This is a genomic window from Planctomycetia bacterium, from assembly GCA_015200345.1.
GTDB lineage: Bacteria > Planctomycetota > Phycisphaerae > UBA1845 > UTPLA1 > PLA3.
Map to the genome: position 1 here is coordinate 2,027,731 of CP054187.1, position 24,765 is coordinate 2,052,495.

The window sequence follows — 24,765 nt, forward strand, 5'->3', positions numbered from 1 at the left end:
CTCGGGGGAGGGGGGGTATGATTTCGAATTGTCTGACGTTTGGGCGCGGACAACAAAGTACAAAGGGAGGTTATCATGTCAGCCAGGCGCGTTACATTTTATATCTTGATCTCGGCATGCGTGTTGGCACCAACCATGAGCATCAGCGGCGACCATCCCTGCCCCTGTGGACCTTGGCCCAATTGCTGCGGGAACATGCCGCAGAATCCGCAAACATGCATGCCGGACATCTGGTGCTTCTGTCACACGGTGTACTGTGCAAACGGCTTTCGATTGACCAATACCGCTATTCGCACCAACACCGATCCCAGTGCGTTCATTAACTGTGAAACCGAGGGATGTGCTGGCTTCTGTTTCACAGAAGGCAACATGCTCTGCGGTCAAAGCAGAGAGTGCGAACCGGGCGGACCCTACAATCTCTGCAACAAACCATCGCAATGCTGTGAGATCTTCGGGGGCACTCCCATGTCTTGGCCGGGTTGGTGGCTGATTTCTTCCGAGCCGTGCTGTGATTTCGCGGTCTAGGAGGTCGAAGGAAAATGTTTGAGCCGATTTTCTTAGCTTGCCTGTTACTTAATGGCACAATCGCACAGTTACCCGAGCCGCTTCAACGTGCCTTTGCCGCGAGGCAAGCCATGCGCACCGCGCACGTCAGCTACCGCATGACGATCAACCGTCCGGAACACGAACAGGTCATGAATGAGGAGATGCGCGCAGGCAAGGGTTCGTATATCGTCCGGAACACGGGGGATGATGATGGGGTTATGGGTATCAATGGGGTCACTGGAAAGCCCATGCTGGGCACCCGATTTGGTTGCAGCCCAAGGCTCGAACTCATGGATGCCGAGAAGGGCGAAGCATGGACACACATTGAGTCCGGGTACTCGGCAATTGTTCACTCTGACGGAAGACCCACCGCGTTCGACGTTCGCGGGATCGGAATGGAATGCGTGCCCTTGATCCGACCTCTGGATCAAATTCGCCAGGACTTGGAGGCATATCATCCCAACCCATCCAACTGGCATGTGGAACAGGTGGATGATCTTGTCGAAGTCACAGCAGAGGGCCGTATCAAGACCGACGATGGGCTGGAAATCCAAGGACGGCATACTTGGCGCATCGATCCATCCAAGGACTTTGCTGTGATTTCACTCAAGGTCACACGGAAAATGGCGTCTGCGCCTTGGGAAACTTGGGGGGGGAATGTGAAACGCGGTATGGCCACATTGATGGTTACTGGTTTCCGACCCACTACAAGGGCTGGTCCCAAGGGAATGCGAAGCGAGTAAACCGATTTGAGTATAAATTGAAGCAGGCAACATTCGATCGGCAGGAGCATCCCAAGGTCATTTCGATGACGATGCTCGATATCCCGGCCGGCTCGTGGGTCGAAGACCCGCAGGCAGGAACACGACTGGTTTGGGACGGCACGAAGTCAATTCCCAGGGAACAATGGTTACAGGTGCGCGAAGTCACGAATAACCGCGAGCTGCGCGACTTGATGGCCCGCAACCAGAAGGCCGACGATTACCGTTACCCGGCGTGGTGGTACGACCCGTCGGGCAACGAGGGGATCGAAGACCTGCCGACGCGGCCCGATGAATGGGAGGCCTACGTCCGCCGCTGGCGCATGCGCTACGACGTGGACGACAAGCAGCGCACCGCGGCGCGCGGCGTGCTGGACGACTGCCGCAAGGAGGCCCGCGCCGTGCTGGACAAGCGGCGGCCCGATCTGGAGAAGGTCGCGGCGCAACTGAAGGATGCGAAGCTGCCGCCGGCCAAGCGCGACGCGGCGATCGCCGAGCGCGAGCGGTGCTGCGTCCGGTGGCGGATGTCTTCACCCGTCTGAAAGCGCGGCTCGAGCCGCTGCTGCGGCAGGAGCAGATCACGGCCCGCGCCGCCGCCACGCAACCGGCCGTCCCCCACCGCCGCGGATGACACGACCGCTGGGACGCCGGTGCCTTACAGCCGCGAACCGATTTGATAAACCGCCAGCGCCGCCGCGTACGCCAGCACCGACATGTAGGCAAACATAAAGATCGGCCAGCGCCACGACTGCGTCTCTTTCTTGACCACCGCCAGCGTGCTGATGCACTGGCACGCGAAGACATAAAACACCATCAGCCCCACGCCGGCCGGAGCGGTCAGCACCAGCCGCCCATCGGGCCAGGCCGCCGCCTGCAACTGTCGCCGCAGATCGACCGACGACTCATCGCTCTCGCCGACGGCGAACGTGATGCCCATCACGCTGACGAACACCTCGCGCGCCATGAACGAGGACAGCAAACCGATGCCCAGTCGCCAGTCGTAGCCCAGCGGCGCGATGGCCGGCTCGATGAGATGACCCAGATGCCCGATGTAGCTGGCCTTGAGTTGTTCGGCGGCAAGGATCTGCTCGCGCGCAGCGTTGTCCGACGCGGCGGCGATGCGCGTCCGCGCGTCCGGCGGCAACTCGCTCTCCGCGTAGTGCGGGAAGTAACTCAACGCCCAGACGATGACCGAGACACAGAAGATGACCGTGCCGGCGTTGGTGAGGAACAACTTGCTGCGGTCCCATGTCGAGCGAAGCAGCGCTCCCACGCGCGGCACGTGGTAACTGGGCAGTTCGAGGATGAACGCGGGCCGCGGACCGGCGAAGAGCGTCTTCTTGAACAGCAGCGCCAGCAGCATCGCCGTGACCGTGCCGAGGGCGTACAGCCCGAACATGACGCCGGCCTTGAGCCAGATGCGATCGCCGAAAACCGCGGCGATGAGAATGATGTAAACCGGCAGCCGCGCGGAGCAGCTCATGAGCGGTGCAATGAGGATCGTCGTGAACCGGTCGCGTCGGTCTTCGATGGTGCGCGTCGCCATGATGCCGGGGATGGCGCAGGCGTAGCTCGACAGCAGGGGGATGAAGCTCTTGCCGTGCAGGCCGACGCGGCTCATGAGGCGGTCCATGAGAAACGCGGCGCGGGCCATGTAGCCGCTGTCTTCCAGCAGTGCGAGGCAGAAAAAGAGAATGCAGATCTGCGGGAAGAAGATCACGACCGCGCCGACGCCGGCGATCACGCCGTCGGTCAGCAGCGAGCGAAGCGGTCCGTCTGTCATGCGGTCCGTGACAAACGCCGCCAGCGCCCCCTGTCCGGCCTCGATCAAACCCATCAGCGGCTCGGCCCACGAGAAAATAGACAAAAAGAGCAAAAACATCACGCCTGCGAAGAAGCCCAGCCCCAGCACGCGGTGCGTCAGGATGCGATCGATCCGGTCGGTAAGCGTCTCCGTCGGTTCTCGCGCGGATGTCGGCCCGAAATCGTGCCGGTCTTGCGGCGATCGCTGCCGCACCACGCGCGCCGCCACGCCGGAGATCCACTCGTAGCGCGCCTCCACCGCGGCCGCCGCCGAATCCGCCATGGCCTCCAGCAATCGATCTGCCGCGCCGCGCAACGCCTTCGCATGCGCCGGTTGCAACCGCGTCAGGAATCGTTCGGCCGATCGACGGCTGGCCGCGTCGCCCGCGAGGTAATCCATCAACCAGAGCACCGCCCCGCCTCGGACCGATCGCGCCGGAACCACGCCCGACGCTTCCATGACGGCCGCCGCGTCACGCGCTGCTTCTTCCATCGGCTCGGGCAGCTTCCACGAGCGCGGCGGTGGCGGCGGCAGCGATCTCGCACGCAGCAACGCATCACGCACGGCGTCCAATCCTTCTCCCGTCGCGGCGACGGTACCGATCACCGGCACGCCCAACTCGCGCGACAAAGCGGCGCAATCAATGAACTGTCCGCGCGCGGCCGCCGCATCCATCATGTTGCACGCGATGACCACGGGCATGCCGAACTCAAGCACCTGCGAGGCAAGATAGAGATTCCGCTCGAGATTCGACGCGTCGATGACCAGCAGCACCGCGTCGGGGCGCGTCGTGCCGGGCACGCGGCCCAGCAGCACATCGCGCGCAAGTTCCTCGTCGGGCGACCGCGCCGAGAGGCTGTACGTTCCGGGCAAGTCAAGCAGGGAATGCGGCGTGCCGCGCAGAAAGCCTTCGCGCTTCTCGACCGTGACGCCGGGGTAGTTGCCGACTTTGGCGCGCAGCCCCGTCAGATTATTGAAGACTGTCGTTTTTCCGGAATTGGGATTGCCCGCCACCGCGATGCGAATCGGCACCGCATCGAATGACCCGTCAGACGTCATTACTCGTTCCCGAGACTGACGCTCCGGGCCTCGCCCTTGCGGACGCTCAATCGATAACCACGCACATCCAGCTCGATGGGATCGCCCAGCGGCGCGACGCGCACCAGACGCACCGCCGTGCCGCGCGTCAGCCCCATCTCGAGCAACCGCATGCGAACTTCGGGTACGCCTTCCACGCGAGCAATATGACCGGACTCGCCGGGGAGCAGATCGGCCAGGCTTCGAAACGTTTGGGCTACCATGATGAACCGCGCCTCGTCGTGGTCAACGAGTCGGGGCCTTCCCAAGCCCGCAGCTCGTTGTAATTGAGACTCAATTTCAATTAAATCTAGCGGGCTGGAAAGCCCATGTCAAACTAAAACGCACCCCTGCTAAGCTGAATTTCGAGCTGGTAGGCGGTTGTTGAATCCGCAACCTGGCCGGTTGCTCCTTTGCCAAAAAAAGGCATGCATCCGAAGGATTTCTGATCTTCTCTTATGTCATTGTTTGGTACAGGGTTATGCGCAGGTATTGGCAGGAATGGCCATCAGGTGCTCGACGGAGTGGGCGACGGGCGGGAATTTCCGCTTCCATCATGATCCATGCCGAGTTTCATCTTCATGACGCGGCCGACCTTGAACTTTACGGTTCGCTTCTGTGGAACCTCGACGCGCTCGAGCGTCTTGGGATTCTGGGCGGTGCGTGCCGCACGGACCTTGCTCTCAAACACGCCGAAGTCACGGAATTCCAAGCGGTTGCCGCGACCCAGCTCATCGATGATGTCATCCAGAAAGCCCTGAATAATGCGCTTCACCACGACACGCTTCTGGCCGGTCTTATCCGCAAGTCGGTCAATCAGGTCCTTCTTGGTGATCGTGTTCATGGCAAAGCACCTGCAAACGTGGCGACACGAGAGACCATCAAACTGCGTGCGTCTCGCCAGAGCGCAACGCACAATCTGCTGAAACATTCACAGTGCGCTCGGACCTATGCGGACGTTTCGGAAAAACGAATCCTCGAGGCGGCCAAACGCTCATAACCTATCCTATAGCAACTAGTTGATGACTTGCAAGCATTCTGTGCCCTCCAGAGTTGGCTCACAACGCTTGCAAGTCTTGCGATACCACAAAGATAGGTAAATTCAGGACATCCGCCCAGGATAGGGAATTCCCCCGACCCACATCCCTAACATACTGCAATATAACAACTTAAGTTGCTAACCAGCGTGCGAGGCGTTGAATCGGTTGGCACGTTGGATTTCCACCCCCATTTCCTTGTGAAAAACTGCTGTAGTTCCTACAGCCGGCGGACCCAGCCGGATGGCGAACCCGGCTTGATCGAAGCGCGCGGCAGCGCGGGAGTGACATAAATATGACACCCATCGCACCGGGCAACCGCGTCGACATTCGATGATCAGCCAGGTCAGCCTCATCAAAAGCGGCTCGCCGATCGCCCGTGCGCCGGAGAGATCGGCAAGGCTGGAGATTGCCGGGGCGTCGGGGTGCGAATGGTAGATGGTCGTGATGGGGTCCGCGGTGGATTGCGATTCAAACAGAACAAGGACATCGTCGGCGGAGAACTCGAAGCGGTCGGGCCGCGGGTCGATGTTTCGGCAGGGCCGCACACGCCCGGATTGGTGAATCATACCGCAGCATTCGCGCGGATATTCCGCGGCAGCGTGATCGCAAAGTTCGGCCAGGGTGGAAGCGGTGAGATTCATCTTGGCACTCGGTGCCGAGCAAGCTCGGCGGCTGAATGAAACGCCATTGCACCCGTTGGGGTTAGAGGCTTGATAACACCGCCACAACGTTTGAACGGCTGGCGAGCCGCGCCGGCACCAGCGCCGCCAGCAGGCACAGCGTCGTCGACAGCGCCGCGCTGGCGGCGACCAGTGCCCACGGAATCTGAAATGGCGGCTGGAATCCCGAGAGCAGGTACGTCATGTGATTGCTCGTCCGACCCAGCAGCATTCCCAACGCCAGCCCCATCGCGCTGCCGAGCAGCCCGAGCACCATCGCCTCACCCATGACGATGCGCAACACCTGGCTGCGCGTCGTGCCCAGCGAGCGCAGCACGGCGATCTGCCTGGAACGGCTGGAGACATTGGCTGCCATCAGATTGGCAAGCCCCAGCGCCGCCACGACCAGCCCGACGAACGGAATCGCCGAGAGCAGGAGCGTGACGCGGTCGATGTTGCGGTCGATCTGCTGCTTCAGCTCGCGCGCGGTAACGAAGGCTTTTGACGGATAGCCAAGGCGCTCGAGCATTTGATTGACGATGCGCTCTTCGGGTCCGTCGCCGGGGATCGGCCCGGGACCGAGCGAGAAATTCGGCCGGGCGCCGGGCTTCACATCCGACTGGCGGACGACGGCGGGGGTGCCACCGGCGACGCGCGAGGAATCGTTCGCGGCGAAATCGAAGTTGAAGAGCATCAGCTTGCCGTAGCGCCGGCCGAACTTCGCCTGGGCGTCGGCTTGTGTCAGAATCATTGCACCAACCGCGTAGAACTGGAAGTATTCGCTGGCGTTGAAGAAACTGATGGCGATGTCCAGCCCGGGCGAGGCGATGACGCCGGCGATCGTGAAGGTCGCCTTGATTTCATCCACCCAGATGGTGACGCGGTCGCCGAGGTGCTTTCGCCGCGCCTGGGCGAACTCGCGCGTGACGAGCGCGTGCCCGCCGGCTTTGAGCTTCTCCAGCGCGTCGGCTTCGCTCCCCTCCAGAAAGGTCAGCTTCACGATTCGAAACCCTTCTTCCGGCTCGATCGCGAGGCAGCGCTGGCTCGGGTCCATCTGCTGCATGGCGCGGAAGAGGCTCAATCGGCTCGGCTTGGTGAACGTAAACGCAAAATCGTCGGCGACCGTGAACTTCGTGATGCCCGGCATCGTCGCCAGCGCCCGGACCTCGTCCAGCGGCAGCGAATCGTAGCTGTACAGCAGCGCGTCGGGGAACTCCTTGGGAAATTCCCAGCCCGCCTTCACACTCCGCGCCCAGACGACCAGCCCGACAATAAGCGAAAGACCGACCATCAGGCCGCAGCAGACGGCGGCCGAGCGTATCGGCGCTTTGTCGATTTCATCGCCGAGCAACTGGGGGCGCAATCGCAGCGCGAGCGCGGCGACGTGAACAAAGAGCCGGCCGACCAGCGCGACGCAGATGGGCGCGATCAGGGCGAAGCCGGCGTAGAGCGCCAGCAGCGATGCGAGCGCCAAAGCATCGAACGCCCCTGCGGCATTGCCCGCGTCGGTTGGAATACGCGTCTTGATCAGCTCTTGTGCCGCGATCAACACCGCGCCGAAGACGGCCAGAACCACGAGCAACCGAGGAGTCGTGTGCGTTGCCTGCGGGCGCGTGGCATCGACGGGCGAGACGAGAAACGCGCCGACTGCCGGCACCGCGCCGCCCAGGACGGTCGCGCCGAGTCCGCCCGCGACCGCCAGGGCCAGCCCCCAGCCACTTATAGCCATTTGTCCAAGATAATCGCTCGCGACCTGCACCGTGATCCATTGGAGCGCCAAGCCGAGCGGAAGACCGACCAGCGTACCGATCAGGCCGATCGGCAGCGTCTGACAAAGCACAAGCATCGCCGCCTGCATGCGCGTCACCCCCACGCACCGGAGCAGACCCAGCTCGGTGATCTGCTCGGTGACCCCCATGCCCATCGAAGCAAGAATGATGAACAGTGCCGTGAGCAGCACGACGCAACCGAGCAGCATCATGATGAATTGAAGCAGACCGCGGGCCGCGCCGAGTCGCTGATGCTGTGCCTCGGTGGTTTTCACTTCCAGCGATTCGACGGAGGCATTTGCGCCGGCGGCTGCTTTGAGTTTCTTGTCGCGCTCGGCGAGGCGCGATCGAATCACGTCAGCCGTCGCACGGATGTTCGCCAGCGAGTCGTCGTGGAGCATGATGTCCACGCCTTTGATTTTCCCCGGCAGCGTGCAAAGCGCCTGCACGTCTTTCAGGGCCGCCCACGTCATGACGGCCTGGTTCAGGCTCGCCCGACGGCGGTCGACGAGGCCGACGATTTTAAACGGCGTCGGCGGACCGGGCGGATCGTTGTCGCGCAGAAAGATCGCGTCGCCCAGGCCGAGCTTGAATTCGTCCGCGATAAGCTTCTCGACGAGGATCTCGCCGCGCGCGGCGGGGTCAAGAAACCGCCCGGCGGCGAGCTTGTACGTGCGGAACGTGAGTTCCTTCTCCGGTGCGACGCCGGTTACTTCGATGCGGATGAACTGGTCATCGCTCGGCGCGCGGCCGGTGGCACGATCGGGCGGCGCGGCGTAGACATACTCGCGCGTGCGCACGGTCGTCGCCTTCACGCCGGGAACCTGCGCGGCGATCGACTCGACCTCCTCCCCGAAGAACGCCCACACGCCCTCGGTCGCCTCAATGATGACGTGGCTGCGGCCGATCCACTCCAGAACGACGTGCGTGACGCTGCGCTGCACCGATTCGTAGCAACAGGTGACCCACGCAACGACGCCGACGCCCAGCGCCACGGCCAGCGTCGCCAGCGCTGCGCGTCCGGGCCTAGCCCGCCAGTTGCGTGTAGCGATCTGCAACCAATGCTGCATCGCCGGCTCCTTGTGATTCGATGACGCCGGTGAATCGGCCTTCGCGCAGGACATGAACCCGGTCGGCGTACGCAGCGGCGGCCGGCTCGTGCGTAACCATGAGCACCGTGGTGGCGGTTTGCAAAGCCAGGTCGCGCAGCAGCCGCCAGATTTCCTCGGACGAGGTCGGATCGAGATTGCCCGTCGGCTCATCGGCGAGAATGACATCCGGCTCGTTCATGAGCGCGCGGGCAATGGCGACGCGCTGCTGCTCCCCGCCGGAAAGGATGGCCGGGCGATGGCGCAGGCGATGTTCGAGGCGCACGGTCTTGAGTAATTCGCGGGCACGAGATTCGGCGCGGGAGGCCGGCACGCCGTCGATGAGCAGCGGCAGCATGACGTTCTCAAGCGAGGTAAGCGTGGGCAGAAGGTTGAACGCTTGAAACACGATGCCCAGCCTCCGGCGGCGAAAGAGCGTTCGGGCCTCATCGGATAAGCGCGAAAGCTGTTGCTCGGCGACGATGATCTCGCCCTGATCCGGAAGATCGAGACCTCCAACCAGATGCAGAAGCGTCGTCTTGCCGGACCCGCTGGCGCCCATGATGGCAACGAATTCGCCACGATTGATCGACAGGCTGACGCCTTGCAAGGCGCGGATGGCTTCGTCGCCGAGGTGATAGGTCTTGTGAACGTCGGCGATGGCAATGACCTGGGCCATGGGGTCGCGTTGTCGGGGGCTTTTGTCGGCGGCTATGATGGGATTACCTGCCGATCAAACGGGCGTTTGGGAACCATGCGCATCCTTTTCACGTCGGACCTGCACTACAACATCGCGCGAAGCCAGGAGCCGACGCGTGACGTGGCGCGCCGAATTTGTCAGGCCGGGGGCGACTGCCTCGTCTTCGTAGGAGACAGCGCCTCGTGCAACCTTGCGATTCTAGACGAGGTATTCGGACTTTTCGAGGCGTTCCCGGGGCTGCGCCTCGCCGTCGCGGGCAATCACGAGCTGTGGGTGCCGCGCGGGCGCGTCGCAGCCGGCAAGGGTACCAGCGGTAACGGCAATGGACAGAACGGCGCGAGCGCTGTGCCTGGAGGCGACTCGCTGCACCGGTATGAGAATGAGATCGCCGAGGCCTGTGCACGGAGCGGCGTGCATTACCTCGATGCGGCGCCGTTTTATCTGGGCGACGTGGCGATCGTCGGGAACGTCGGCTGGTACGATTTTTCCTACCGGCCCAGCGCGATGCGCGTGCCGTTGCGCTTCTACCAGAACAAGGTCGCGCCGGGTGCGGCGGCGTATTTCGAGGAGCATCGGCATCTGCTCGAAGGGCGCGAGGACGTCGGCCCGATCGCACGCGAGATCACCTGCCGCTGGATGGATGGCGTGCACGTGAAGCTGCCGATGAGCGACGTGGCGTTCACGCAGCACCTGGCGGAGAAGTTGCGGCGACATCTGGAAGAGGCGTCGGCGCGAGCGAGCCGGATCATTGCGGCGGTGCATCATCTTCCGTTCGCCGAGCTTGTGCCGCACAGCCCGATCCCGAACTGGGAGTTCGCGACGGGGTTTCTGGGAAGCGAATTGTTCGGCGAACTGCTGCTGGAACATCCGAAGGTGTCGCACGCGTTTTGCGGCCATTCGCACCGTTCGCGCCGGTGTCGCAAGCAGGGGCTGGAATGCGTGAGCATCGGTTCGACGTATCGTGAGAAACAGTACGAGGTGCTTGAGATATGAATGGCATAGCGCGAAATGCAAGTTGCATCGTGCACATGGCGAGCAGCGAATTGCAGCAAGCAGGCAGCAAAAGGAGCGCCTTCGATTTCAAAGCCGTTGCGCCCGCTCCGATCCATCGAGCGGCGCGAGCTTGGCTTGGCCGTTTGGCGGGCTGCGCGCTCGCGATGCTGACGGTTAGCGCGCCCGGGCAGATCGCTCCGGCCCGCGCGCAATCCGCCGATCGCACGCGAGATCGGAATCGCGCGGCCCGTGAGACGCCGGTGTCGCGCGTCTTCGCGCAGGCCAGCCCAGCGGTGGTGAACCTCTCCACGACGCAGATCGTCACGGTGCGCGACCCGCTCGACGAGATCTTCAACATGCCGATGTTTGCGCCGCGCCGCTACCAGACGCACTCCGTCGGATCGGGGTTCATCATTCATCCCGACGGGTTTCTCGTGACCAACGCGCACGTCGTCGCGCAGGCCGCCGAGTGCAAGGCGCTCTTTGCTGACGGTCGCGAGCTGCCCGTGGAAGAAGTCGCCATCGACCGCGCACACGATATCGCCGTGATGCGCGTGCGCGCCGAGCAGCCGCTGCCGGCGCTGCGACTGGGCCGCAGCGACGATCTGATGCCTGGCGAGACAGTTGTCGCGATTGGAAATCCGATGGGCCTGGGCCACACGGTGACGACCGGCATCGTCAGCGCGCTGAACCGCGAGCTGAAGTTCGGCCGCGGCGTAACGTATGACGGCCTGATCCAGATCGACGCGCCGATCAACCCCGGCAACTCCGGCGGGCCGTTGCTGAACGTGCTGGGTGAAGTCGTCGGCGTGAACTCGGCCATCCGCGGCGACGCGCAGAACATCGGCTTTGCGATTCCCGCAGATCGCGTGCGCGCGCTGCTGCCGGAGCTGCTCGACGTTGAGCGCGTGCGCGGCGTGGCGCTCGGCGCGAAGTTCGAGGGACAAGTCGGCCTCACAACGCTCGCGGGATCGACGACCGACGCCGCGCACGGCGTGCGCGTGCGCGCCGTGGAGCCGGGTTCGCCGGCGGCGAAGGCCGGACTGGCGGCGGGCGACGTGATCACCGAGATCGACGGGACTGCGACTCACGACTACATCGACGCATTCGGCGTGCTGCGCACCGCCCCGACCGGCCGCGCGCTGCCGTTGCGCGTGCTGCGCGACGGGAAGCCGCGGCTGATGAAGCTATCGCTTGAACCGCAAAGCGGCATTGAGACGCAAAAAGTACTCTGGGCGCGGTTCGGTCTGCGTCTGGCGGACCTGAAGGCCGACGAACTCAAGCGGCTGGGCATGAGCCGGCCGCTGGGACTATTGGTGAAGGACGTTCAGAACGGTTCGCCCGCGGCGCGCGTGGGGATCGCTCCGGGGCATGTCATTACCATGTTCGGCGGCTGGCCCGTTGAGTCGCTGGATAAGCTCGCGCCGCTGCTGGCGCAGGTCAATCGCGGCGACGGCATTCCGTTTCGTGTGTTGCAGATCACGGCCGAAGGCTGGTCGCGCGACGATGTTGTCGTCGTCGCAAGGTAGGCGCCGCCCATGCACGTCGTCATCGCGCCGGACAAGTTCAAGGGCGTGCTTTCGGCGCGGGAAGCGGCCGCTGCGATCGCCGCGGGGGTGCGTCGCGCGCAGCCCGATGCGACGCTGACGCTGCGACCGATGGCCGACGGCGGCGAGGGGACGCTGGATATCCTCGTTGACGCGGCGCGGGGGAATCGGCGTCAGGTGGAGGCGCACGGCCCGCTGGGCGATCCAGTCACCGTGGTCGTGGGGCTGGTGGACCAGGCGTCGCGCGCGGTGGTGGAGCTGGCGCGGGTGAGCGGATTGTCGCTCGTGCCGCCGGCGCGGCGCGACGTGATGCGCGCGAGCACGTTCGGCCTGGGCGAAGTGCTGCGCCGGGTTGTGGAGAGCGGCCTGGACCGGGTGACGCTGGCCGTCGGCGGCAGCGCGACGGTCGACGGCGGCGCGGGCATGATGCAGGCGCTGGGGGCGACGTTCTACGACCATCGCGGGCATGTGATCGAGCGGCCGATCGGCGGGGGCGATTTATTAGACATACGTCGCTTTGTGTGGGACCGCGCCCCGGAGGGGATCGCGGACGTGGCCTTCACGATCGCCGTTGACGTGCTCAACCCCGCAACAGGACCGGGCGGCGCGGCGGCGGTGTTCGCGCCACAGAAGGGCGCCGACGCCGACGGCGTGAAGCGCCTCGAGGCGGGCCTGACGCATTGGGCTGACCTTCTGGCGGAGGCGACCGGGCGCGACGGGCGACACGAACCCGGCACCGGGGCGGCCGGCGGCGTGGCGCTGCCGTTGCTGGCGCTTTGCTCGGCGCAGATCGAGCCGGGAATCGACCTCGTGATGGAAGCGACGCAGTTCGCGGCGGCGCTATCGACGGCCGACCTGCTGATCACGGGCGAGGGCCGGCTGGATCGGCAGTCGACGATGGGCAAGGTGGTGGGGACGCTGGCTCGGACGGCGCGGGCCGCGGGTGTGCCGGTGGCGGCGATTGTCGGCGCGGTGGGCGAGGGGGCGGAAGAATGCCGGGCGATGCTGGATGGATGCTACGAACTGGGCGGGCCGCTGGAGGAAACGGCAGAGCGCTTGGCGGCGATGGGCCGGCGCGCGGCGCAAGAAATGTTGTGAATCAAGCACGAACTTCATGTGGCAAATAGCGAAAACGGAAAGGCCCGACGACGCGCGAACGCCGACGGGCCTTTTTCGGATGGTCATACATGGAGAAGGCGCAATGCGCAATCAGGCCTTGCGCTTCGAAACGCCCTTGCCTTCCCAGCACTTGGTCTTCATGCCGAGGAAGCCGACCGTGGACTCGGTCATCTCCCAGTTCATTGTGTTGTTGTCGGGCATGGTGATGGTGCCGCAGAATTCGGTCGGCTCTCCGGTCATCGGGCTGATGTAATTCGCCTTCATGCACCAGCACTTCTTGGCTTCGTCCCACCACATCGTGCCCATGCTGGCCTCGCCCATGCTGCTGAACCAGGCCGTCTTGAACTTCTTCGTAACGGGGCAATATGTGAAGATGCCCATGCCCTGCATGGTGCCCATCTCACCCATCGAGAATGTGCTGCGCTCGATGACCACGCGCTTGTCGAGATCCCACGACGATTCCGACGATCCGGTGCCCGTCATCTTCTTGCCGTCGGGCATCGTCATCTCGGCCGTGGTCTCCCACTTGCCGACCCACGGATTGAGCTGGTCCAGTTCGGCCGGGCGAGGCGGGGGCTGCATCGCCGAGGGGTCCATGTTGTTCATGCCCTGCTGCTGCTGCGAGCAGCCGGCGAGAACAGCGAAACTACAGGCGCAAGACAGCGCGAAGGCGGACAATCGTCTGGTCATGGGGAAGGCTCCTTCGTTTGAAATGGGGTTTGAGAAAACATCGAACAGCTCACCGGGGCCATAGTGTATCGCCGGCCGCGCGATTGCATAGGGCTTGCCGGGGCCGATGGGCCTGTTTTCAATGCGCCTTATGCCGGATCGACCGTTTGATGCGATGGTCCTGGGAGTGGGCGCGATGGGGGCCGCCGCCTGCTACCACTTGGCCCAGCGAGGCTTGTGCGTCGTCGGCCTGGAGCAGTTTGACCTTTGTCACGACCGGGGGAGTTCGCAAGGCCGATCGCGCGTCTTTCGCAAGGCGTATTTTGAAGACCCGCGGTACGTGCCGCTGCTGCACGAGGCGTACGAAGCCTGGGGCCGGCTGGAGCGGGAGACCGGGCAGACGCTTCTCAATTTTGTCGGATGTCTCAATATTGGTCGCCCCGATCACCCGTGCATTCGCGGTGTGCGCGCCAGCGTCACGCAGCACGGACTGGCGCACGAGGTGCTTTCGGCCGAGGAAGTGCGCCGGCGGCATCCGGCGTTCGAACCGCCGCCCGACCACGTCGCGGTGTACGAGGCCGACGCGGGGTATCTCTGCCCGGAGGACTGCGTGCGCGCGATGGCGGACCTGGCGCGGCGCGCCGGCGCGGAGCTGCGCGAGCGAACGGTGGTGCGAAGTTGGCGCGCGCTTAAGCCAGTGGGCGCGGGCGGCGCTGACGTGCGCGTCGAGACCGACAACGGTCCGATCGAGGCGGGCGCGCTGGTCATCACGGCCGGCGCGTGGCTGCCGACCGTGGCGGCGGAGCTGGGCCTGCCGCTGACCGTCGAGCGACAGGTGCAGGCGTGGTTCGCGCCGAAGATTCCGACGCACTTTGTGCCGGAATCAATGCCCGTGTTCATTCACTTTCTCGATGGCGACGCGGCGGCCGGAGGGGGTGACATGCACATGCCAGGCGCCAACGCCAGGAACCTCGCCGGTGCGTTCTACGGTATTTGCGATCACGGCCACGGCGTGAAGATCGCCCGGCATCACGGCGGCGCGGCGACAACGGCCGACGCGGTCGATCGCGCCGTGCATCCCGCCGACGAGGCCGATATCCGGCGATACATCCGCGCGCACATGCCGACGGCCGACGGGCCGCTGCGCGACGCGCAGGTCTGCCTGTACACCAACACACCCGACGATCATTTCATGATCGACCGTCACCCGTTGCACAAGAATGTGTTTATCGCCGGTGGCTTCAGCGGGCACGGGTTCAAGTTCGCCCCCGTCGTCGGCGAAGCACTGGCCGATCTGGTGACCATCGGCCGCTCGCGCCTGCCGGGGGAGTTGTTCGCGATCGGGCGATTTGCGGCGAAGTAGCGATCGGTGCTCGCGGATTGGATTAGATACTACGCTCACGGCTCCTTCCACATTCGCTCCACCCAGTAATCCAGCCCGAGGGACAGGGCCTTGCGAACCGGCGCGGTGACGAGATAGAGGCACAATGCCGAGGCTGCGATCAGGCTGCGTCCCAGCCACGGGCGCGACGGCGCGGGGAAGACCCAGAGCATCGCGATGAGATACAGCCCGGTGATCAGCGCCATGCTGACGTACATGAAGAGCCACGTGTCCGGCTCGCGGCGGCGCAGCGGCAGGTCGCAGGCGAGGCAGTATTCGCGGACTGGATGATGCCACGCGAGGAGCCGCGGCCGCCGGCGTGGCGCACCGCTCGAAGATGACGGCAGATTGTTGGCGTCGTGTGCGCGGGGCGCTTGGGGTGCGTTGGTCCAAACGGGTGCGTTTGGCACATTGTTCGAATCGCGCGCGGCGGTTGCGTCCGTCGTTTCGTTCGGATCAAGCGCCTCGTGCGGGTCTTCGAAGATCGCGCCGCTCCCGCATCGCGGACAGCGCAGCCGCAGGCAATAGGTGAAGATTCGAACGGCGTCACGAAATGGCATGATGAGAATTCATTTGTACGGTGCATCCCGGCCGCACCCTACGCCCACTTCCAGGCGCGCATTTTTTCCAACAGCGGCGCGTCGGTGAGGTTCAGGTGCAGCGGCGTGACGCACACGTAGCCCTGACGCACGACGTGCAGGTCGGTCTCGATCGCGTCGTCCAGCTCGCCGAAATCGCCGCTTAGCCAGAAATACTCGCGGCCCGAGGGATCGGTCCGCCGCTCCAGCGTCTCCAGCGTTGACTGCGTGCTCTGCGGCGCGATGCGCACGCCGAGCGGCCAGCCCGGCCGCAGCTCGGGAATGTTCACGTTGAACACCTGCCGCGGAAGGGGCGACTTCGCGGCGATCTGCGCAATGATGTCCTTCGCGATGACGGCCGCGCGATCAAAGTCCATGTCACGATACAGCTTCAGCGAGACGGCCACGGCGGGCACGCCAAGAATTGCGCCCTCGATGGCTGCGGCGACCGTGCCGGAGTAGAGCACATGAATGCCGGTGTTCAACCCTGCGTTGATGCCGGAGACGACGAGGTCCGGGCGTTGCGGCAGCAGCGCGTGCAGGGCGAGCTTTACGCAGTCGGCGGGCGTACCATGCACGCTGGTGCCTTCGAACTTGCCGCTGACGTGAACGCGCTGGCAGGTGAGGGGGCTGCGGATGGTGATGGCGTGCGAGCCGCCGGATTGGACGTTCTCCGGCGCGACGACGTCGACTTGATGCGACGCCGCGAGTTGCGCGTGCATGGCCATGATGCCGGGCGCGAAGATACCGTCGTCGTTGGTGAGCAGGATGCGCATGGGCGAATTGTAGGTCGCGCGGGGCGCGGCTACAATTTTGACCGTCCGGCCAAGCTCATCACGCCGCGCCGTCGCCGGGCCGATCCCGATCTTCGACACCATGGCAACTGATCCGCCGATTGCACGCCCGATTTCAGCGCCGACCGTTCCGACGGCTGGTCTTCGGTTCCTGCCGGCTTTCCTCGGCGCGGCGATGATCGGCGCGGCCGTCTTCGCGGTGTTTCACCCCGCGCTGACCGCTGGGATGGTCGGTTCGGCCGACCGCGCGATCCTCGCGGAGTCGCAGCGCGATGCGTGGATGATGTGCTCGAACCCCAGACAATTCTTGCTTCATCTCGTCTCGCCGCGCCGCACGGCCGTGTCGCTCTCGCCGCTGACGCGGGTGTCGTACGCCATGGACGCGTACCTGTCCGATACGCCGCTGGTGCAGCCGTTTCAAGTGCGGCTGACGAATCTGACCTTGCACGCGCTCAATGCGATCCTTGTGTTTGTCATCGCTGCGAGATTGTCAGGCCGCGTCTGGATCGGGCTGGCGGCAGGATTGCTTTTCGCGCTGCATCCGTTGCAGGCCGAGTCGGTTGCATCGTTCAGCCGGCGCGAAGTCCTGCTCGGCGGATTCTTCACGCTGCTGATGGTCTCCGCGTACTTGCGGCTTGCCCGCAACGCACGACTGCGCTGGACGCTGCCGGTGTACGGCTGGTATCTGTTGGCGGCGCTGGCCAGCCCGTTGTACGTGGCTGCGCCGCTGGTGCTGGTGTTGCTGGATGTGTGGCCGCTGCGACGAGCGGGGCTGCAAAGCCTGCTGGAAAAATCCCCGATGCTGGTGTTCCTCGGGACGTCGATCGCGGTGACCGCGTGGGGCGTATTGCCGGCAAGCGGCGCGGCGGCTCGGGAAATCGGCTGGGGCGAATGGCTGTCGATGAACGTCGTGTCGGCCCTGGGACGCGTGGTGTGGCCGGTGCGATTGTCGCCGTTCTATCCGTTGAATGAATCGGCGGGCGTGTGGCCGATGGTGACGGCGGCGGTGCTGGCGGCGGCATGGGTGATGACATTATTGAGGCATCGGCCATCGTTTGTGGCGGCGACGGGGTCTGTGGCGTTGACGGCGCCGGCGCTGTGGTGGAGCGCATCGGGCGGCGAGTTGTTACACGATGCATGGTTGTACGCGATCGCGGTGATCCCGCTTCTGTGCCTCGCAGCGGCCTGTCGAGCAAGGCCAGCGGACGAGTCAGGCCGCGCGCGCGCACAGGCGATGCGGAATGCCGGGTTGGCGCGCGTGGCGCCGCTCGCGACAGCGGCAGTGGTCATCACGTTCGGCGTGCTGGCCTACGGGCAGACGTTGATCTGGGACAACAGTCGCGATTTGTACGCGCAGGTGCTGGCGCGTTACCCGCGCTGGACCGGCGGCCACATCGGTCTGATCGAAGCCTGCATCGACGAGAACGATCTGGACGGGGCCTTACGGCACGCGCGGCGCGCGGTCGATCTCGCGCCAACCGATCCGCAGACGCAATTTTATCTCGGCACGGTGCTGCTGCTGCACCGGGACCATCGCGCAGCGGAGGCGGTCGCGCCGTTGCGTCGCGCGCTGGAAAGCAATCGCGACTGGATCGCGTGTTTGCAGAACCTCGGTGTGGCGTTGGCGCGGACGGGCCAGACCGAGGATGCGATTCGCTTTCTGGAGCGGGCGCGCGATCTGGATCCGAACTCGGCAGCCATCCACGTCGGCCTGGGGCACGCCTACCTGCGCGTGGAGCGCGCGGCTTCGGCGCGGCGCGAGTTTCAGGAGGCGCTGCGGGTGCGCAGCGACTGGGTGGTGAACCTCGGCCTGGCGGCGGCATGGGCCATGAACGACAACATCGAGCTGGCGCGGCGGCATCTGGCGATGGCCGTCGCGCAGGAGCCGTCGGCCTCGGCGCGCGCAGCGACGTTTGACGCATTGCGCCGACTGCACGATCATCCGGGATTTGAAGAATTGATCGACTTGAGTGCCGCGCCGCCGACGGTGCTGGAAGGCGTCGAGTGGTTGCCGGCGACTGGTGCGCGGGGGCGTCAGGGATAGTGCGCGTGAGTAGAGAGCATCGCAACGAGATCCCGTCGGCCCCGGTGGACGTGGGAACGCGCGGGTTAGCGCGGCGCATCGGCTGGGGGCTGGTCATCGCAACCCTGTTGATCTATGGAGCGTGCCTGCGATTTGATTTTGTGCGGCTGGACGACCATCAATACGTCGTGGAAAACCCGCGCGTGCGCGAACCGTCGCTCGACGGGCTGAAGGCGTTCTTTACCGAAGTGCTTCATCCGCAGACCGTCGACGGCTACTACCAGCCGCTGACGATGGCCTCGCTGATGCTCGATTCGCTGATCGTGGGGCGCTCCGACGCCGGTCCGGGACTGTTTCACTTTACCAACGTCCTGATCCATGCGATCAACGCGGTGCTGGTCTTTGCCCTGCTGCGAACGGCCTTGACGCTTCATCGCACCCGTAGCGGCGCTGCGGACGGAAAGGAACCCTTGTTCGCGCCGGCCTTCGCTGCGGCGCTTTTCGCGTTGCACCCGGCGCAGGTCGAGGCCGTCTGCTGGATCTCGCAGCGCAAGACGGTGCTGGCGACGTTGTTTGCGATTCTGGCGATTCACGCCTACCTGCGGCACGGCGCGCGGCGCGGCGGCGGGATCGCATGGGCGGCCTGCGGATGGTACGCACTGGCGACGCTTGCCAAGCCGACAACCGTCTTACTCCCGCTCGTCTTCCCGCTGCTGGATCGCTGGCCGCTGCGAAGGCGGATCGCGCCGCACCTGACGTCGAAATGGCCTTTCGGCGTCTGGATGGTCGTGACGGCCTGGGTCGCGTGGGAATCGCAGGCCTCCGCGCCCGACGCATTGGCCGTGCCGTCGGTACAGAATTGGGCGGTGATACTGCGTCTTGCCGGCCTGATCGCGTACAACCTTATGCTCTATCTGGGCAATCTTGTCTGGCCGATGCATTTGTCGCCGTATCGCGCGATTCCGGAGGATCTGACGTTCTCCAATCCGGCGATCCTGGCGGGGGTGGCCTGCGCGGCGTCGATTGGTTTGCTCGTGCTGGCGGCGCGCCGGCGCTGGCCGCCGCTGTTCAGCGGTCTGGTTGCGTTTCTGTTGCTGCTGGCGCCGACGCTGGGCGGCATTCGTTTTACGGGAACCTGCGTCGCGGATCGGTTCCTCTATCTGCCGCTGATTTTTCTGCTGATGCCGCTGACGGTCCTGCTCTGGCGCGGCGATCTTTTCATGCATCGACGCAACGGCGCGTATCGCGCTGCGGTCGCGCTCACGCTGATCCCCTTCATCATTCTCACCCGCGCGCAGCAGAACGTCTGGGCCGATTCCAAAACGCTTTACTCACAGATCACGCAGTCCGCTCCGCGCCAGGGAAAACCGTTCATGCACCTGGCCACCATCGCCATCGACGAGGACGACGCCGCCGAAGCGCTGCGTCTCTCCGCCCGCGCCGTCGAACTCCTGCCGACCGACAGCGAAGTCTGGGGCGTGTACGGTCTCGCGCTACGAATGCATGGGCGCCCGCGGGACAGTGTGACCGCGATCCGCCGCGCGCTGGAGACCGGCCTGGGACGAAACCAGTCGCGCGGCTGGATCGAGCTGGCCAAGTCGCACACACACCTGGGCGAACTGGATGCCGCACGGGCCGCCCTGCGCGAAGCGGTCGCCCTCGGCCGCAACCCGGCGGAGGTTCTGGCGGAGGTGGCCGACGAAGCCATGCACCGCGCGAAGCGTGCGGACCTTGCGTTGGTGCTTTATCGCGAGGCGATCGCGGCGGACCCCACCAACGCCACCGTCACCTGGAACCTCGGCACGGCGCTGGTCGCGACGGGGCAACCGGCTGAAGCGCTCGCGTGCTACGAGCGCGCCGTGTCATTGAGACGGCAGAAACGTCTTTCAACCGCGGAGTTGGACGCAACGGTGGCACAACTTCGAGAAAAGGTGGCGTCCATGGGCTCGCCAACGTCCGCACCGGTTCGCGCGCCGGAGGCAGGTTCGCCATGAACCAGGAACTTCTGCTATCGCGCGAGCAGGTGCGGCGCGTTGATCAACGCGCGATCGAGGCTTACGGCGTTCCCGGGATCGTGCTGATGGAAAACGCCGGTCGCGGCGCGGCGGAGATCATTCGCCAAACATGCCCGTCCGCGCACGGCGCGATCATCGCCTGCGGCCCGGGCAACAACGGCGGAGACGGGTTCGTCATCGCACGCCATCTTGCCAACGCCGGCTGGATGGTTGAACTGCTCCTCGCCTGCCCGGCCGATCGACTCACCGGCGACGCGCAGGTCAACTTCCGAATCACGCAGCGCATGAACCTGCCCGGGACGGTGATCTCGCGTGCAAGCGATGCCGATGCCGCGCGGCAGCGATTCACACCCACCGGCGTCATCGTGGATGCGCTGCTGGGCACCGGAGCGAGCGGCCCTCCACGCGAACCAATCGCCTCGCTCATTCGAGCCATCAACTCACTGCGCACGGCTGACGCCACGCAGCCGCCGCACACCGTCTTCGCCGTGGACATCCCCTCTGGTCTGGACTGCGACACGGGCGACGCCGCCGATCCGACCGTGCGTGCGGATCACACCATCACGTTTGTTGCTCAAAAGATCGGTTTCAGGAATCCGGCCGCGCGAGATTGGCTAGGCCAGGTGCATGTGGTCGATATCGGCGCGCCGCGCGCGGCGATTCAGGATGCCTTGACGGGCAAGTCCGGATGAAGAAACCGCCGCAGCCACGCCACGCTTCCCTCGATGATCTGCTCGGTCGCCACCACCGTGCGCATGCCGTGATCGCCCGACTCCACTGAAACGAACTTCGCCTCAACCCCTCGCGCACGCGCCACGGCTTCGTACGCCTGACCCTGCTCCGGAGGCACGGCGTGGTCGTGACTGCCGTGATAGATCAACAATGGCTTCATCCACGGGGCGAGGCGCGCCGGCCCGTTCTCGGTCGGCAGCGTGTCGAGAAAGCCCGCGCCGAGTTTTTGCCCGTGATGATCGATCCAGCCCTGCTTCCGCACGAGCGCCCAGGCGGCCTCGTTCATGTCGCGCGCGATCAGTGCAGCCGGATCGGCCACCGGCGCGAGGAACACAAGACACCGCAAGCTGGGAATGCGATTGGCGCACATGGAGATGGTGAACGCGCCGAAGCTGCTGCCTATCATGCCGACGCAGGTCGGGTCGCAGTTGGGCAGGTGATCGACCGCCGCCATGACGGCGAGCAAGTCGTCCTGCAACGACGCCGCTGTGACATCCTCAAAGCGACCGTCGCTCTCGCCGCAGCCGCGAAAGTCAAACCGAAGGCAGGCGATGTTCTCGGCGACCAGCCGGCGGGCGAGCGTGACGTAGCGATACGACGATCCGACGCGCGTGCCGGTCAGGCCGTGACAGCAGACAACCACCGGCGCGGCGATGGCCGACCTGCCGGGGTCGGGGCGGTGCAGACAGGCGGCGATCTTCTGCCGCCCGACGGAAATCTCCAGGTTGCTTTGCATGCAAGACCTCGCGCGAGGAAGGGGCATTCTACATCGCGGCGGCGGGTTGGGAACAAGGCGCGTGGAAATTGTGACCCGCCGCCGTTCATCTATAATGCGGGGGACCATGGCTCAACTCGGCGTCAACATCGATCACGTGGCGACCGTCCGCCAGGCCCGGCGCACCGACGAGCCCGACCCGGTCTGGGCGGCGGTCGAAGCTCAACTCGGCGGCGCGGCCTGCATCACCTTCCACCTGCGCGAGGACCGGCGGCACATCATCGATCGCGACGTGCCCGCGCTGAAAGAAGTCGTCAACGTCAAGCTGAACATGGAGATGGCCATCGCGCCGGAAATCGTGGACATCGCGCTGCGCAATCGACCCACGCAGTGCACACTCGTGCCCGAACGGCGCGAGGAGATCACCACCGAAGGCGGGCTGGACGTGGTTGGTCTCGGCGCGCGGCTCAAGAGCGTCGTCGATCGGCTGCGCGGCGCGGGGATTGTTTGCAGCGCGTACATCGAGCCGGTGGCGGATCAGATTCGCGCCTCGACCGACATGGGTTTCGAGGCGATTGAGCTTTGGACCGGCGGTTATGCCAACGCAAAAACCCCGGCCGAGCGGCAAAAGCGGCTCGCCGACTTGCAGGCAGGGCTCGAATTGGGATTGAAATCCCGCCTGGAGGTTCACGCCGGGCACGGTCTGACCTACCGCAACGTCGCGCCGGTCGCCGCGATGCGGGGCTTTTGCGAATTCAACATCGGCCATAGCATCATCGCGCGGGCGATCTTCACCGGATTGCGAGCGGCCGTCAGCGAAATGAATCAACTGCTGTTGCAGCACAGCCCGAAGGGTTAGGTCATGTTCAAGGGAACGTATGTCGCGCTGGTCACGCCGTTCGCCGACGGAGCGGTCGATTTCCGCGCGCTGGACGAGCTGGTCGATTACGTCATCGCCGGCGGCGTCAGCGGTCTGGTACCGTGCGGCACGACGGGCGAATCGCCGACGCTCTCCGATGAAGAACAGGCGCAAATCATCGCTGCCGTCGTGAAGCGATCGCGCGGCCGCGTGCCCGTGCTGGCCGGTGCGGGCAGCAACTGCACCGAACACGCGCTGGCCCTGGCGCAGGCGGCGATGAAGGCCGGCGCGATGGGTGTCATGATTGTGTCGCCATATTACAACCGGCCCAGCCCGCGCGGGCTGTATCAGCATTTCAGCTACCTCGCCTCGGCCCTGGGCGCGCCGATGGTGTTGTACAACATTCCCGGGCGAACGGGCGTGGAGATTCCCGTCGAGACGATCGCGCGGCTGCGCGCCGATCATTCCAACATCGTCGCCGTCAAGCACGCGACCGGTTCCATCGACGGCGCGAGCGAACTGGCCGCCGCGAGCGACATCGCGATCTTGAGCGGAGACGACACGCTGACCGCCTCCCTCATGGCGGTCGGCGCGGTCGGTTCCGTGAGCGTCGTTGCGAATCTCATGCCGCGCGAGACGGCGGCGCTCACGACCGCGGCGCTGGCGGGCGATCTGAACGCGGCCCGCGCCGCGCATCAGAAACTGTTCCCCGTCGCTCGCGCGCTCATGCGCCTGGACACCAATCCCGTGCCGATCAAGACGGCCCTGGCCCTGGGTGGCATGATGGCCGAAGAGTTCCGCCTGCCGCTCTGCCCGATGGAGCCGGCCAGACGCCGCGAATTACAGACAATTGTCGCGCCTTTGCTCGGCGCCCTGCCCGCCCGGCAACCCGCGTGATCAAGGCCCTCACCATGACCGACGTCTCGCCCGCGACCGCCGACCCTGTTCCCAGCGCCGGCCGCACCTTGATTCGACAAATTCGTTTGCTGTCCGGCCTCGCCGTCGCCGCAGCCATCTTCTGGTACGTCGGCCCGTGGGCGCTGGGACATGTCGATCCCGGCGGCCCGGTCTCGCTGATTGATGTCCCCAGCGGGCTGATCACCATGGCCGAGTTGCTTGGCCTGGCGATTGTTTCGAGCGGGCTGGCCGTGGCGATCGCCGGCGCCGGCACGGCCGCGCGCGGTCCGCTGGCGGTGGCGGTCGGCCTCGCGACGCTCGCCGCGCGCGGGGCGCAGATGGACAAACTCATCCTCCACCGTGTCAGTATTGTGGCATCATCCGCGGCCGCCGGCGCCGAGGGATCGCTCCCGGACCCCTACCCCACGTGGGGACTCGCCGCCGAAACCTGGCTCTGGCTCGGCCTGATCGCCGTCGGATACGTTGCCGGTCGCTGGGTCGACGGCTGGTTCGAGACCCGCCCCGCCGAGTCCAGACCCGTCGGACCCTCGGACATCCGCCAGTCGGCCGGCGCGATCGCGATCTCGACCGTTGTCGCGTGGCTGGTCATCTCCTTTGCCATCGGCCGGGAGAACTCCCCAATCTTCCGCGGCCAGGTCTACTTTGCCGTCGCCTTCGGCTTTGTCACGGCGGCGCTCGTTGCCCACGCCTGCTTCGATCTGCGCTCGAACCTCTGGACGCTGCTTTGCGTGGGAATCGTCGCGACCGTGGCATACGTCGTCGGCGCGCCCAGCAGCGCGGCCGTCGCGCAATCGGTCAAGACCGGCAGCTACCTGGTGCTCCGCCCGATGACCCGCCCGCTGCCCATCGAATACGCCGCCCTCGGCGCGATCGGCGCGCTGATCCAGCACGACGCCCGCGCCGTCCTCCGCGCGACCTTCGGCATGAATGCGTAAGGCGGAATGTCTTGGCTCGCAGTTCAACATCCGGAATCTCCGG

General features: G+C 65.1%; 22 protein-coding genes. 12 read left to right on the forward strand and 10 right to left on the reverse strand.

The features are described 5' to 3' along the window. The first annotated feature begins 539 nt into the window (after positions 1-539). Positions 540-1,289: a hypothetical protein gene (locus HRU71_08380; protein ID QOJ03497.1), complete on the forward strand. Its 750-nt coding sequence runs from the start codon at positions 540-542 to the stop codon at positions 1,287-1,289. Between the two features lie 17 nt (positions 1,290-1,306). Further along, on the forward strand, positions 1,307-1,849 hold the full coding sequence (locus tag HRU71_08385; GenBank protein QOJ03498.1) for a hypothetical protein: 543 nt from the start codon (positions 1,307-1,309) through the stop codon (positions 1,847-1,849). Between the two features lie 113 nt (positions 1,850-1,962). On the opposite strand, the gene feoB is transcribed toward HRU71_08385, so the two are convergent. The 6 genes from feoB to HRU71_08415 form a co-directional block, all read right to left on the reverse strand. Next, positions 1,963-4,170 carry a ferrous iron transport protein B gene (feoB, locus tag HRU71_08390; protein ID QOJ03499.1) on the reverse strand — a complete coding sequence of 736 codons (2,208 nt, stop codon included), beginning with the start codon at positions 4,168-4,170 and terminating at the stop codon, positions 1,963-1,965. Further along, entirely contained in the window at positions 4,170-4,412 is a 243-nt protein-coding gene (locus tag HRU71_08395; protein QOJ03500.1) for a ferrous iron transport protein A, read from the reverse strand. The genes feoB and HRU71_08395 overlap by 1 nt, the downstream gene beginning before the upstream one ends. Before the next feature lie 284 nt (positions 4,413-4,696). Beyond that, positions 4,697-5,119 (reverse strand): HU family DNA-binding protein, encoded by a 423-nt coding sequence (locus HRU71_08400; GenBank protein QOJ03501.1) that lies wholly within the window; start codon positions 5,117-5,119, stop codon positions 4,697-4,699. A 246-nt stretch (positions 5,120-5,365) separates the two neighbouring features. After that, positions 5,366-5,869, reverse strand: a complete 504-nt coding sequence (locus HRU71_08405; GenBank protein QOJ03502.1) for a Mov34/MPN/PAD-1 family protein — start codon at positions 5,867-5,869, stop codon at positions 5,366-5,368. Positions 5,870-5,930: 61 nt separating this feature from the next. Next, positions 5,931-8,726 (reverse strand): ABC transporter permease, encoded by a 2,796-nt coding sequence (locus HRU71_08410; protein ID QOJ03503.1) that lies wholly within the window; start codon positions 8,724-8,726, stop codon positions 5,931-5,933. Continuing rightward, positions 8,683-9,423, reverse strand: a complete 741-nt coding sequence (locus tag HRU71_08415; GenBank protein ID QOJ03504.1) for an ABC transporter ATP-binding protein — start codon at positions 9,421-9,423, stop codon at positions 8,683-8,685. Before HRU71_08415 ends, HRU71_08410 begins: the two co-directional genes overlap by 44 nt. A gap of 75 nt (positions 9,424-9,498) precedes the next feature. Between HRU71_08415 and HRU71_08420 the strand changes: the two genes are divergently transcribed. From HRU71_08420 to HRU71_08430, 3 genes are read left to right on the forward strand one after another with little or no spacing between them, the layout of a single operon-like run. Continuing rightward, positions 9,499-10,437 carry a metallophosphoesterase gene (locus tag HRU71_08420; protein QOJ03505.1) on the forward strand — a complete coding sequence of 313 codons (939 nt, stop codon included), beginning with the start codon at positions 9,499-9,501 and terminating at the stop codon, positions 10,435-10,437. Between the two features lie 35 nt (positions 10,438-10,472). Continuing rightward, entirely contained in the window at positions 10,473-11,966 is a 1,494-nt protein-coding gene (locus HRU71_08425) for a trypsin-like peptidase domain-containing protein (protein ID QOJ03506.1), read from the forward strand. Between the two features lie 9 nt (positions 11,967-11,975). Next, on the forward strand, positions 11,976-13,082 hold the full coding sequence (locus HRU71_08430) for a glycerate kinase (GenBank protein ID QOJ03507.1): 1,107 nt from the start codon (positions 11,976-11,978) through the stop codon (positions 13,080-13,082). A gap of 111 nt (positions 13,083-13,193) precedes the next feature. On the opposite strand, the gene HRU71_08435 is transcribed toward HRU71_08430, so the two are convergent. After that, positions 13,194-13,793 (reverse strand): DUF1579 family protein, encoded by a 600-nt coding sequence (locus HRU71_08435; protein QOJ03508.1) that lies wholly within the window; start codon positions 13,791-13,793, stop codon positions 13,194-13,196. A gap of 130 nt (positions 13,794-13,923) precedes the next feature. On the opposite strand from HRU71_08435, the gene solA reads away from it, so the two are divergent. Next, positions 13,924-15,135, forward strand: a complete 1,212-nt coding sequence (gene solA / locus HRU71_08440; GenBank protein QOJ03509.1) for an N-methyl-L-tryptophan oxidase — start codon at positions 13,924-13,926, stop codon at positions 15,133-15,135. Positions 15,136-15,170: 35 nt separating this feature from the next. Here the strand turns inward: solA and HRU71_08445 are convergent, their stop codons facing one another. Together HRU71_08445 and surE are read right to left on the reverse strand one after the other, a co-directional pair. Then, positions 15,171-15,713, reverse strand: a complete 543-nt coding sequence (locus HRU71_08445; GenBank protein ID QOJ03510.1) for a hypothetical protein — start codon at positions 15,711-15,713, stop codon at positions 15,171-15,173. A gap of 38 nt (positions 15,714-15,751) precedes the next feature. Next, positions 15,752-16,507, reverse strand: coding sequence for a 5'/3'-nucleotidase SurE (surE, locus tag HRU71_08450; protein QOJ04963.1), 756 nt, complete (start codon positions 16,505-16,507; stop codon positions 15,752-15,754). Positions 16,508-16,607: 100 nt separating this feature from the next. Between surE and HRU71_08455 the strand changes: the two genes are divergently transcribed. Genes HRU71_08455 through HRU71_08465 form a run of 3 tightly spaced genes read left to right on the forward strand, consistent with a single transcriptional unit; the run spans position 16,608 to position 21,255 of the window. Continuing rightward, positions 16,608-18,569 carry a tetratricopeptide repeat protein gene (locus HRU71_08455; GenBank protein ID QOJ03511.1) on the forward strand — a complete coding sequence of 654 codons (1,962 nt, stop codon included), beginning with the start codon at positions 16,608-16,610 and terminating at the stop codon, positions 18,567-18,569. Positions 18,570-18,574: 5 nt separating this feature from the next. Then, entirely contained in the window at positions 18,575-20,542 is a 1,968-nt protein-coding gene (locus HRU71_08460; protein QOJ03512.1) for a tetratricopeptide repeat protein, read from the forward strand. After that, the gene (locus tag HRU71_08465) at positions 20,539-21,255 is read left to right on the forward strand and encodes an NAD(P)H-hydrate epimerase (protein ID QOJ03513.1); all 717 of its coding nucleotides are present in this window, start codon (positions 20,539-20,541) and stop codon (positions 21,253-21,255) included. The genes HRU71_08460 and HRU71_08465 overlap by 4 nt, the downstream gene beginning before the upstream one ends. Here the strand turns inward: HRU71_08465 and HRU71_08470 are convergent. Continuing rightward, on the reverse strand, positions 21,225-22,031 hold the full coding sequence (locus tag HRU71_08470) for an alpha/beta fold hydrolase (GenBank protein ID QOJ03514.1): 807 nt from the start codon (positions 22,029-22,031) through the stop codon (positions 21,225-21,227). The genes HRU71_08465 and HRU71_08470 overlap by 31 nt on opposite strands. A gap of 106 nt (positions 22,032-22,137) precedes the next feature. On the opposite strand from HRU71_08470, the gene HRU71_08475 reads away from it, so the two are divergent. Genes HRU71_08475 through HRU71_08485 form a run of 3 tightly spaced genes read left to right on the forward strand, consistent with a single transcriptional unit; the run spans position 22,138 to position 24,722 of the window. Beyond that, positions 22,138-22,869 (forward strand): pyridoxine 5'-phosphate synthase, encoded by a 732-nt coding sequence (locus HRU71_08475; protein QOJ03515.1) that lies wholly within the window; start codon positions 22,138-22,140, stop codon positions 22,867-22,869. A 3-nt stretch (positions 22,870-22,872) separates the two neighbouring features. Then, the gene (locus tag HRU71_08480; GenBank protein ID QOJ03516.1) at positions 22,873-23,766 is read left to right on the forward strand and encodes a 4-hydroxy-tetrahydrodipicolinate synthase; all 894 of its coding nucleotides are present in this window, start codon (positions 22,873-22,875) and stop codon (positions 23,764-23,766) included. Between the two features lie 14 nt (positions 23,767-23,780). Further along, on the forward strand, positions 23,781-24,722 hold the full coding sequence (locus HRU71_08485; protein QOJ03517.1) for a hypothetical protein: 942 nt from the start codon (positions 23,781-23,783) through the stop codon (positions 24,720-24,722). Positions 24,723-24,765 lie beyond the last annotated feature (43 nt).